Annotated in this window: 6 protein-coding genes; 3 read left to right on the top strand and 3 right to left on the bottom strand. The window is 73.0% G+C overall.

What is annotated here, in order from left to right:
• Positions 1 to 14 precede the first annotated feature (14 nt).
• Both ABRQ22_RS17590 and ABRQ22_RS17585 read right to left on the bottom strand, forming a co-directional pair.
• The gene (locus ABRQ22_RS17590) at positions 15 to 1160 is read right to left on the bottom strand and encodes an ABC transporter substrate-binding protein (RefSeq protein WP_353707671.1); all 1146 of its coding nucleotides are present in this window, start codon (positions 1158 to 1160) and stop codon (positions 15 to 17) included.
• Positions 1161 to 1677: 517 nt separating this feature from the next.
• Complete coding sequence (locus ABRQ22_RS17585; protein ID WP_087472769.1) at positions 1678 to 4245, bottom strand: ATP-dependent Clp protease ATP-binding subunit; 2568 nt, start codon at positions 4243 to 4245, stop codon at positions 1678 to 1680.
• A 277-nt stretch (positions 4246 to 4522) separates the two neighbouring features.
• Between ABRQ22_RS17585 and ABRQ22_RS17580 the strand changes: the two genes are divergently transcribed.
• The 3 genes from ABRQ22_RS17580 (at position 4523) to ABRQ22_RS17570 (ending at position 8197) form a co-directional block, all read left to right on the top strand.
• Entirely contained in the window at positions 4523 to 5170 is a 648-nt protein-coding gene (locus tag ABRQ22_RS17580; RefSeq protein WP_253055351.1) for a hypothetical protein, read from the top strand.
• A 247-nt stretch (positions 5171 to 5417) separates the two neighbouring features.
• The gene (locus tag ABRQ22_RS17575; RefSeq protein ID WP_353707670.1) at positions 5418 to 6371 is read left to right on the top strand and encodes a universal stress protein; all 954 of its coding nucleotides are present in this window, start codon (positions 5418 to 5420) and stop codon (positions 6369 to 6371) included.
• Between the two features lie 50 nt (positions 6372 to 6421).
• Positions 6422 to 8197 (top strand): ABC transporter ATP-binding protein, encoded by a 1776-nt coding sequence (locus ABRQ22_RS17570; RefSeq protein ID WP_353707669.1) that lies wholly within the window; start codon positions 6422 to 6424, stop codon positions 8195 to 8197.
• Positions 8198 to 8372: 175 nt separating this feature from the next.
• Here the strand turns inward: ABRQ22_RS17570 and ABRQ22_RS17565 are convergent, their stop codons facing one another.
• Entirely contained in the window at positions 8373 to 10235 is a 1863-nt protein-coding gene (locus ABRQ22_RS17565; RefSeq protein ID WP_353707668.1) for a VaFE repeat-containing surface-anchored protein, read from the bottom strand.
• Positions 10236 to 10321 lie beyond the last annotated feature (86 nt).

Raw genomic sequence — 10321 nt, 5'->3', positions numbered from 1 at the left:
GACGACCGCCGCGCTCACTGCGCTCCCCCGTCCCGCGCCGCCGCCGCGGCCTCGCCCGCGACGGGACCGAACCGCTCGTCGAACAGGTCCGTCGCGTCGAACGGCTCCTGGTCGAGCTCGGTCGCCAGCAGGTCGATCGTCGCCTGCGTGCGCTCGATGCCCTCGGTGAGGTCGGACGGGATGTCCGGGACGGGCGCGTGGTCGATGAGGTACTGCGCGTCCTCCTCGCTCAGCCCCTGGTCCTCGACGTAGTACCCCTGCTTCCACTCCTCGGGGTGCTCGTCGATCCAGACCTTCGCCGCCGCCCAGGCGGCGACGTACTCGCGCAGCGCCGCGGCCTTGGCCGGGTCCTCGACGACCTCCGTCGGGCCGTAGAGGTGCGAGGCGTCGTCGCGCAGGTGGTGCTTGACCGACGTCGCGCCGTCCGCCTCATAGGTGGCCAGGTAGCGGAAGAGCTGCGTCCCGCCCAGCGGGGCGACGTCGACCTCGCCCGCGGCGAGTGCCGTCGAGTACACGTCGCCCGTGCTCGGCAGCTCGACGAGCTCGACGTCGTCCTGCGTGAGACCGGCCTCCTGGAGCGCCTTGAGCACGATCGCGCCCTGCGCCTGGCCCGGGCTGAACGCGATGCGGTGCCCGCGGAAGTCCTCCAGCGAGTCGAGCTCGACCCCGGGCGCGCCCGCGAACTCGTAGATCGGCGCGTCCTCCCAGTTCTCCCGGTAGATCGACGCGTAGATCTGCACGTCCAGTCCCGTCCACGTCGCGTGGATCGGCGGGATCTCCGCCACCGCGCCGACGTCGAGCGAGCCCGCCCGGAACGCCTCCGTCGTCGCGGGGCCGCCGGAGATGTTGGCCCATTCGACCTCGAACGAGAAGTCGCTGTCGAGGTCGTCGCCGGCGAGCTCGAACGCCTTCTGCGTCGTCGGGTCGCCGATGCGCAGGACCGTGCCCTCGGGCACCTCGGTGGGCAGGTCGGCGTCGGCGGCGAGGGCCGCGCCGTCCGCCGGGTCCGTGCCGCCGGACGCCTGCGCGGCACCGCACGCACCCGTCGCGAGGAGTGCGACGAGGCCGAGCGCGACGGCGGTCGCGCCGCGGCGGCCGGACGGACCCGCAGACGGGCGGCCGGGCGGAGCGGAGGAACGGACGAGCGGGTGTGCGGGCATGACGAGTCCTCTCGGGGAGAGCGCACGGGGGCATGCGGACGCCGCGTGCGGGAGGCGAGGTGGTGAACGGGCCCGACGGCGGCCCGGGCGGCCGTCGGTCAGTGCGTCGACGTGCTCAGCGGCACGGGGTCGGACGACACGCAGCCCGACGGCGCGGGCGCGCGCTCAGCGCGCGGCGACACGCGACGCCGGGCACGCGCCCGGCATCGGCGGCGGGGACGGCGACATGGCCCCCCGGTGTCGTCTGCATGCGGGGGACTGTGCCAGCGCGCGCACGCCACAGGAAGGGCACCCGCACCCCGTCCCACGACGAGGACGAACGTAACGCCGTGCAACGTCGTCGCATCCCTCACCGCGAGGTAGAACCAGCGGTCTCGAGGTAGTGCTCGCGGAGCTCTACGTCGCGACCGCTGGTTCTCTCTCCCGCGGCCTCCGCTCTCTCTCGGCGAGACGACGACGGGCCCCGACCCTCCGGGTGGAGGATCGGGGCCCGTGTGTCAGGCGTTTCAGGAGTGCGTCACTCCGCGCCGGCCTGCAGCTCGCCCGTCGGGGGCAGGTCGCGGACCGAGACGCCGGTGGGGGCGTCGAGCGCGGCGGCCGCGCCCACGCTCACCGGGCCGCGGTCGTGCTCGCCCTTGGAGACACCGCGGAAGGTGAACTCCCCGAGCAGGCCCTCGCCCTCGGCGTCGACCAGGACGATCTCGCCGGCCTTGAGCTCGCCGAACAGGATCTTCTCGGAGAGCACGTCCTCGATGTCGCGCTGGATCGCGCGGCGCAGGGGACGCGCACCCAGGACCGGGTCGTAGCCCTTCTCCGCGAGGAGGTTCTTCGCGGGCTGCGTGAGCTCGATGCCCATGTCCTTGTCCCGCAGGCGGGTGTCGAGACGGGCGATCATGAGGTCGACGATCTGGATGATCTCGGTCTGCGAGAGCTGCGGGAAGACCACCACGTCGTCGACGCGGTTGAGGAACTCAGGCCGGAAGTGCTGCTTGAGCTCGTCGTTGACCTTCGCCTTCATGCGCTCGTAGGACGTGACCAGGTCGCCGCCGGCGTTGAAGCCGGTCTGGACGCCCTTGGCGATGTCCCGCGTGCCGAGGTTGGTCGTCATGATGATGACGGTGTTCTTGAAGTCCACGACACGGCCCTGCGAGTCGGTCAGGCGACCGTCCTCGAGGATCTGCAGGAGCGAGTTGAAGATGTCCGCGTGGGCCTTCTCCACCTCGTCGAACAGGACGACCGAGAACGGCTTGCGCCGCACCTTCTCGGTGAGCTGACCACCCTCGTCGTACCCGACGTAGCCGGGGGGCGAGCCGAACAGCCGCGAGACGGTGTGCTTCTCGGAGAACTCCGACATGTCGAGCTGGATGAGCGCGTCCTCGTCCCCGAAGAGGAACTCGGCGAGCGCCTTGGCCAGCTCCGTCTTCCCGACGCCCGTGGGGCCGGCGAAGATGAACGACCCACCGGGGCGCTTGGGGTCCTTGAGGCCCGCACGCGTACGGCGGATGGCCTGCGACAGCGCCTTGATCGCGGCCTCCTGGCCGACGACGCGCTTGTGCAGCTCGTCCTCCATGTTGAGCAGGCGGCTGGACTCCTCCTCGGTGAGCTTGAAGACCGGGATGCCCGTGGCCATGGCCAGGACCTCCGCGATCAGCTCCTCGTCCACCTCGGCGACGGTGTCCAGGTCACCGGACTTCCACGCCTTCTCCTTGTCGGCGCGCTTCGCGGTGAGCTGCTTCTCCTTGTCGCGCAGGCCGGCGGCCTTCTCGAAGTCCTGCGCGTCGATCGCGGACTCCTTCTCGCGGCGTGCCTCGGCGATCTCCTCGTCGAGCTCCTTGAGCTCCGGCGGGGCGGTCATGCGGCGGATGCGCAGGCGCGCGCCCGCCTCGTCGATGAGGTCGATCGCCTTGTCCGGGAGGAACCGGTCGTTGATGTACCGGTCCGCGAGCGTGGCCGCGGAGACGAGCGCGGCGTCCGTGATGGACACGCGGTGGTGCGCCTCGTAGCGGTCGCGCAGGCCCTTGAGGATCTCGATCGCGTGGTTGAGCGACGGCTCGGCGACCTGGATCGGCTGGAAGCGGCGCTCCAGGGCCGGGTCCTTCTCGACGTGCTTGCGGTACTCGTCGAGCGTGGTCGCGCCGATCGTCTGCAGCTCGCCGCGCGCGAGCATCGGCTTGAGGATGCTCGCGGCGTCGATCGCGCCCTCGGCGGCACCCGCCCCGACGAGGGTGTGGATCTCGTCGATGAAGAGGATGATGTCGCCGCGCGTGCGGATCTCCTTGAGCACCTTCTTCAGGCGCTCCTCGAAGTCGCCGCGGTAGCGCGAGCCGGCCACGAGCGCACCGAGGTCGAGCGTGTAGAGCTGCTTGTCCTTGAGCGTCTCGGGCACGTCGCCGCGCACGATGTCCTGGGCCAGGCCCTCGACGACGGCGGTCTTGCCGACGCCGGGCTCACCGATCAGCACCGGGTTGTTCTTGGTGCGGCGGCTCAGCACCTGCATGACGCGCTCGATCTCGAGGTTGCGCCCGATGACCGGGTCGAGCTTGCCCTCGCGCGCGGCCTGGGTGAGGTTGCGCCCGAACTGGTCGAGCACGGCCGAGCCGGACGGCTGGCCCTCGGCGGGGCCGCCCGCGGCGACGGGCTCCTTGCCCTGGTAGCCGGACAGGAGCTGGATGACCTGCTGGCGCACCTTGTTGAGGTCGGCGCCCATCTTGGTCAGGACCTGGGCGGCGACGCCCTCGCCCTCACGGATGAGACCGAGCAGGATGTGCTCGGTGCCGATGTAGTTGTGGCCGAGCTGCAGCGCCTCGCGCAGCGACAGCTCGAGCACCTTCTTGGCGCGCGGCGTGAACGGGATGTGCCCGCTCGGGGCCTGCTGGCCCTCGCCGATGATCTCGGTCACCTGGGTGCGGACGCCGTCGAGGGAGATCCCGAGGGACTCCAGCGCCTTGGCCGCGACACCCTCGCCCTCGTGGATGAGGCCGAGGAGGATGTGCTCGGTGCCGATGTAGTTGTGGTTGAGCATCCGCGCCTCTTCCTGGGCGAGGACGACGACCCGACGGGCTCGGTCTGTGAATCTCTCGAACATGTGCTGCTCCTCGTGAGCGGCGTACACCTGCCCGCCGGACGACGGGTACAAGCCTGACCGCATTGACTCTATGCGGTTCGAACGAGCCGCACCCCCTCCGTATGCCGTTGTTCGCCAGGGGCGTGAAAGAGGGGTCGGGCCGTGACCTGCGGGGCCGCCGGACGCCGTCGTGCGCAATCACCCGGCCCGACACGCGCGCGCCACGTTGACCGCGGCGCGCACCCCGTGCAGGCTCGGGAGTGCGCCCCGCACGGACGCCAGAAGGGTGGCGAGAGCGATGCACCAGCCGGACCAGCAGCCCGAGGACCCCGCCGCGCCGGGAGCCGACGAGCGCGACGCGCCGTCGGTGGGCGCGCCCGCGACGTGGGAGCAGGTCGTCGCCCGGTTCCACGGCGTCGTCGCCGAGGTGGACGACCCGCTGACCTGGGGCCTCGACCTCGACGAGGAGACGCTCACGGGGGCCGGCCACGGCGCCCACGACCCGGCGGAGGAGCGGTTCCTGCGCTCCTACGTGTCGTTCACCGGCGAGACGCTCGACCTCGAGACGCTGCGCGTCCTGGCCGCGCACGACGAGCAGGCGGAGGACATCGTCCGCACCGCCCTCAGCGGGGCGCTCGCCGCGCCGCTGCACTCCGACACCCCGGGCGACGACGACTTCCTCGACTCCTACCAGGAGTACCGCGCGGCGATGCGCGCGATCGTCGAGGAGGTCGACGTCGCGCCGGTCACGCGCACCACCTTCGTGGTCGACGGCGAGCCTCGGGCCTGCCTGCACGTCACCGTGCGGGAGCACGCGGCGGTGTACGTCCCGCTGGAGGACCGGGCGCTCGTCGTCTCGGGTCCGGCCGACCTGCTCGCGCGCGTGGACGTCGTGACCCGCCCGCTGCGCAACATCCTCCAGGACGAGCCCGAGCCGAGGTTCTGACGCCCGACCCGGGCTTGCGGTCACCCGGGCTGCCGAACCCGGGACACGGGTGGGTTCGGCGTCGGCAGGGACGGCGACCCCGGGTTCGGCGAGCACCGGTGACCCTCGTCCGTCGGTCCGGGACCGGCGTCCCGGGCGGAGCGCGGCGGCGCGGCCTAGGGTCGAGTCAGCACCGGTGCCGGGCGGCGGCGCCGGGACAGCACGCCGACGGCGCACGCGGTCGGCCGACCGGGCGGAGGTGGCGCAGATGCGCGGCGTGATCGTCGGTGTGGACGGGTCGGAGGAGTCCGGCGGCGCGCTCGACTGGGCGCTGCGCGAGGCGGCGGACCGCGGCGTGCCGCTCACGGCCGCGCTCGCGTTCGAGTCGCGGCAGGGTCCGGGCGACGGCCCGGACGCGGCGGCCGAGGAGAAGCGTGCGCTGGTCCAGGAGTGGCTGGACGCCGCGCACGCGCGCACGGGCCTCGGCCCGGACGCGGTGACGACCACGGCCGTCGCCGAGCGCGGCAGCCCCGCGGCGGTCCTGCTCGCCCTCGCCCAGCCCGGGACCGCCCAGCCCGTCCAGGACGACGTGCGCCCCGACCCGGGCGACGGCGACCACGCGGACCTGCTCGTCGTCGGGCGCTGCGGCCGGGGACGCCTGGGGCGCATGGTCCTCGGGTCGGTGCCGACCGCCGTCGTGCAGCACGCGACGGTCCCGGTGACCGTGGTGCGCGGCACGCCCGACGTGCGGCACGAGCACGCGCGGCCCGTCGTGGTCGGGGTCGACGGGTCGTCGACGTCGGTCCAGGCGCTGCGGCACGGGGCGGACGTCGCGCGGCGCACGGGCGCGACGCTCGAGGCCCTGTTCTGCTGGCAGATCGTGTCGCTCGCGCCGCTCCCCGACTCGTGGGGGTGGACGCCGCCGATCGACGACTACGAGAAGTTCGCCTCCCAGAAGCTCGACGCCGCGCTCGAGGCCGCGGGGGTCGACCTGCCCGACGACCGCCTCGTGCGCACCGTGCAGCACGTGCACGCCGCGAAGGGGATCATCGAGGCGTCGTCGCACGCGGAGCGGCTCGTGCTCGGCAACCGCGGAGTCGGCGGGTTCGACCGCCTCCTGCTCGGGTCCGTGAGCCGGCACGCGGTCGAGTACGCGCACTGCCCGGTCACCGTCGTGCGACCCCCGGACGCGACGCACCCCTCGGGCGCGCACGACGCCTGAGGGCTTCGCCCCTCGAAACGATTCGACGGGGCCGGTCCCGCGGGTGGACGATGGGGCGCGTGCAGATCGAGGACACCTACGACGGCTCCCGACCCGTCCGCACCGTCACCCGGCTCTTCGCGCCCCAGCGCGGGCGGCTCGCCGCCGCGGCGCTCGCGTTCGCCGTCAAGCACTCGCCCGTGTGGGTGATCCCGGCGCTCACGGCGACGGTGATCGACGTCGTCGTCGAGCACCGGCCGCTGCGCGAGCTGTGGGTCACGGGCGCGGTCATGCTCGGCGTCGTCGCGCAGAACCTGCCGCTGCACACGCTCTACGTGCGGTGGCTCTCGACCGCCGTGCGCACGGTCGAGAACGGGCTGCGCATGGCGCTCTCGCGCCGCCTGCAGGAGCTGTCGATCGGCTACCACCGCCGCGTGAGCGCGGGCGTGCTCCAGGCCAAGATCGTGCGCGACGTCGAGAACGTCGTCGAGGCGTCGCGCACCACGTTCGACTCCGGCATGGCCGCGCTCACGACGCTCGTCGGCGCGGTCGTGCTGACGGCCGTGCGCGTCCCGGAGTTCCTCGTGATCTTCGCGCTCACCGTGCCCGCGGCGGCCTGGCTCGTCGTCGCGATGCGCCGCCGCATGACCACCCGCAACGCGGCGTTCCGGGCCGAGGTGGAGAACATGTCCGCGCGCGTCGCCGAGATGACGCACCTGATCCCCGTGACGCGCGCGCACGCGCTCGAGGAGCGCGAGCTCGACCGCATGGGCTCGGTGCTGCACCGCGTGCGCGAGGCGGGGATCCGGCTCGACGTCGTCAACGGCCGGTTCGGCGCGCTGTCCTGGATCGTGTTCCAGGTGCTCTCCGTCGCGGGGCTCGTCGGCGCGGCGTGGGTCGCGTGGACGCAGACGTTCGCGGTGTCCCCCGGCGACGTCGTCATGCTGTCGAGCTACTTCGTCACGCTCACCGCGTCCGTGACGGGGCTGCTGAGCCTCGCTCCGATCGTCACGAAGGGCCTGGAGTCCGTGCGGTCCATGGGCGAGGTGCTGGGCGAGCCCGACGTCGAGCGCAACGCCGGCAAGCGCGTGCTCGACCACGTCGAGGGCCGCGTCGCGTTCGAGGACGTCACGTTCGCGTACGACGACGTCCCCGCGCCGGGCGAGGAGCCCGCCCTCGCGGTCGACCACCTCTCCCTGTCGGCACGGCCCGGCGAGACCGTCGCGCTGGTCGGGGCCTCGGGGTCGGGCAAGTCGACCGTGCTCAACATGGTCATCGGGTTCCTCGCGCCGACGTCGGGGCGCGTCCTCGTCGACGGCGTGGACACCGCGACCGTCGACCTGCGCTCCTACCGCCGGTTCCTCGCCGTCGTGCCGCAGGAGTCGATCCTGTTCGAGGGGTCCGTCCGCGACAACGTCACCTACGGCAGCCCGGAGCTCACCGACGCGGCCGTCGAGCAGGCGCTGCGCGACGCGAACGCGTGGGACTTCGTCACCGAGATGGGCGGCCTCGACGCCGTGATCGGCCAGCGCGGCGGGCGGCTCTCCGGCGGTCAGCGCCAGCGCCTCGCCATCGCCCGCGCCCTCGTGCGCGACCCGCGCGTGCTCGTCCTCGACGAGGCGACGTCGGCCCTCGACACGACGTCGGAACGGCTCGTGCAGGAGGCGCTCGGGCGGCTCATGCGCGGTCGCACGACGTTCGTCGTCGCGCACCGGCTCTCCACCGTCCGCGGCGCCGACCGCATCGTCGTCATGGACCACGGCCGCGTCGTCGAGGTCGGCAGCCACGACGAGCTCGTCGCCGCCGGCGGGGCGTACGCGCAGATGCACGCGGCGCCCGCGGCCTGAGCGCCGCCGGCCGACCGGCCCGCGACCGCCTCGGCCGGCGGCCCGACCTCGTCCGGACCGTCCGTCCGTCGTGGGGCCGGGGAGAGGGAGGGCCTCGCGCCCGGCACCGAGGGGCCTCGGGACCTGCCCGCACCCCCTGGGCGGGCAGGTCCCGAGCCGGCGTGACCGGGCAGGGTCAGGCTCGCGCTCGCGCGCGTCGGGCGAGCACGAAGGCCGTGCCGAGGAGGAGCAGCGCGGCGGCCCCGACGGCGGCGCCGGTCATGCCGACGCCGGTCGCGGGCAGGTCGCCCTCGGTCGGGCTCGCCGCGGTCACCGGCGCGGCCTCGACGGTGACGGTCTGCGCCGCGTCGTCGAGGTCCGTGTGCTCAGCGACCGGGACGGCGGTGGTGTCGGTCCCGGCACGGAGCTCCTCGAAGGCGACGAGCGTCTCACCGGCATGGCCCGCGGGAACGACGAACGAGACGTCGACCGAACCGTTCGGCTCGGCCGGGGTGAACGTCGTCGACCCCGTGATGCCCGTGCCCGTGCCGTCGGACGTGCGCACGAGCTCACCGGTCACGGTGTACTCGGTCCCGGGCACGAGGTTCTGGTAGGAGACCGTGTCGACGACGGTGCCGCCGTCCCACGGCAGCACGCGGTCACCGTCCGCGGAGTCGACGAGCGACGTCCCGATCACCGGGGCCGGCGTCTGCGGCAGCGCCTCGATCGTCACCGTCTGCGCCGCGTCGTCGATGTCCTCGTGCGCGGCGACCGGGTCGCCGGTCGTCTCCGTGCCGACGCGCAGCCGCTCGAAGGCGACCAGAGCCTCGCCCGCGTAGCCGGCGGGGACGACGAACGAGACCTCGACGGAACCGTTCGCCTCGGCCGGCGTGAACGTCGTCGAGCCCGTGATCCCCGTGCCGGTGCCGTCGGACTTGCGCACGAGCTCACCGGTCACGGTGTGCTCGACCCCCGGCGTCAGGTTCTGATAGGCGATCGTGTCGATCACGGTGCCGCCGTTCCACGGCAGCACGCGGTCACCGTCGGCCGAGTCGACCAGCGAGGTCCCGATCACCGGATCGGCGGCGGCGGGCACGGCGGACCACGACGCCGAGGCCTCCGCGCTCGTCCTGGTGGTGCTCGGGGTCACCAGGACGATCGTCTGCGCGTGATCGCTCCCGGTGGGAGTGCCCCCGGTGACCGTCGGGACCGAGATGATCCTGCCGGTGCTGCTGGAGCCGGCCGCCGTCACCCGGACCACGGCCTCGCCCGCCGTGGTCGAGTCGCGCAGGTCCAGGAAGAGCTCCTGCCCGTCGACGACTCCCGCCAGGTCGACCGGGCTCCCGCTCCCGTCGGTGACCGCGACCGTCGGGTCGACGGACACGGAGACCGTGGGCTGGTTGGTGCTCACGACGAAGGGGCCCACGAGAGACCCCGCGCGCTGAGGTGCGACCGGAGCCGAGATCGACGCGGTCACCTCCAGCTCCGCGGGGGTGAGCCCGGGGCTCGCGTTGGCACCCTCGACGAGGTACCAGTACGCCGCCTCGGAGGCAGGCGTCTCGAAGTTCCACGCCGCGTCCCAGGTGAGGTCGGTGTACCGCCAGATCGCGTACTGCGTCGCCTCGATCGCGTCGTTCCGGGAGATCCCGGGAACCCCCGCAGCGACGCCGAACTCCTCCAGGCTCAACGCCGGGTAGCTGTGCGCCAGGACCCAGAGAACCTTGCCCTGGACCGCGGGATCCGTGAAGTAGTTCTCGCCCAGGTACTCGTCGAGGTCACCCACGGTGCCGACGACCCCGGTCCGCGCGGAGACGTCGTGCTCGAGGCAGTACGCCCAGTAGTCCACCTCCCCGGTCGGCGTGCCGTCGGACCGGATCGGGAACAGGCCGGTGCCCCCGTACCCCTCCCTGCCGCCGACATGGACCGTGTCACCCGGCTCGACGTCAGCCGCTGCCGTGACCGCACCGGGAGCGAGGACCGCACCCAGCGCGAGCACCACGGCGGCGAGCCATCGCCCTTCACGGCGAGCTCTCCGCGCACCCGTGTCTGTCATCACCATCTGGACTCCCTCTGTGCTCGTCTCCGTCGATCGGCTCTTCGTCGGGCTCAGCCCTCTCTAGAGACGCTGCACGTCGGGATCATGAC

Source organism: Cellulosimicrobium sp. ES-005 (assembly GCF_040448685.1).
In the GTDB taxonomy this organism is placed as follows: domain Bacteria; phylum Actinomycetota; class Actinomycetes; order Actinomycetales; family Cellulomonadaceae; genus Cellulosimicrobium; species Cellulosimicrobium cellulans_G.
Note: the sequence above shows the minus strand (reverse complement) of the source record. Positions and strands in the feature narration are given on the sequence as shown.

What these genes read in the sequence shown, in the direction of transcription:
- ABRQ22_RS17580 (WP_253055351.1), top strand. Translation starts at nt 4,523, where the DNA reads ATGCACCAGCCGGACCAGCAGCCCGAGGACCCCGCCGCGCCGGGAGCC.
- ABRQ22_RS17585 (WP_087472769.1), bottom strand. Translation starts at nt 4,245, where the DNA reads ATGTTCGAGAGATTCACAGACCGAGCCCGTCGGGTCGTCGTCCTCGCC.
- ABRQ22_RS17590 (WP_353707671.1), bottom strand. Translation starts at nt 1,160, where the DNA reads ATGCCCGCACACCCGCTCGTCCGTTCCTCCGCTCCGCCCGGCCGCCCG.
- ABRQ22_RS17575 (WP_353707670.1), top strand. Translation starts at nt 5,418, where the DNA reads ATGCGCGGCGTGATCGTCGGTGTGGACGGGTCGGAGGAGTCCGGCGGC.
- ABRQ22_RS17565 (WP_353707668.1), bottom strand. Translation starts at nt 10,235, where the DNA reads ATGGTGATGACAGACACGGGTGCGCGGAGAGCTCGCCGTGAAGGGCGA.
- ABRQ22_RS17570 (WP_353707669.1), top strand. Translation starts at nt 6,422, where the DNA reads ATGGGGCGCGTGCAGATCGAGGACACCTACGACGGCTCCCGACCCGTC.